Origin of the sequence: Photobacterium alginatilyticum (assembly GCF_009910675.1) — a bacterium.
In the GTDB taxonomy this organism is placed as follows: Bacteria; Pseudomonadota; Gammaproteobacteria; order Enterobacterales; family Vibrionaceae; genus Photobacterium; species Photobacterium alginatilyticum.
This window is the reverse complement of record NZ_RSEJ01000291.1, coordinates 1-429: the sequence shown is the minus strand read 5'-3', so window position 1 is coordinate 429 and position 429 is coordinate 1. Positions and strand designations below refer to the sequence as shown.

Sequence of the window (429 nt, the reverse complement as noted above, 5' to 3'; positions counted from 1 at the left end):
TTCTTCTGCAGAAGCTGGAGTTTTCACACTGGWYTCTCCTTTCTCAACTGTACTTATTTGCTCTTTTTCAACTAACACTTCTTCTCCAACACTAGGAACAGGGACTTTTGGAATTGCACCCTYATCTACCTCATATCAGCAGAAACAATAGGAGGTACACCCTCACCTACCMCWTCACCCTCACCAACATTACTTACAGCAACATCTGGAATTTCCACATTGCTCACRGGATTAACMCAGACACTATCTAAATCAGCAGTATACTCATCAATTTCTTTTTCTAGAGAGTCCTCACTTTCTTCATCCATACTCACATCCTCACTGTCTGCATAAGTACTAGCCTCATATTCACTATCTTCCTCACTCTCTTCCACAGTAGGTTGTTGAGGTGGAGCAGTTGTGGTACTAGGAATGGGATTTTGGGAGGAG

1 protein-coding gene is annotated in these 429 nt (G+C 42.7%); it reads right to left on the bottom strand.

Features of this window, described 5'->3' with window-relative positions; translation table 11 throughout:
* Positions 1-125: 125 nt before the first annotated feature.
* The coding region (locus EIZ48_RS29300; RefSeq protein ID WP_205298663.1) for a hypothetical protein at positions 126-429 on the bottom strand (304 nt) is incomplete at its 5' end.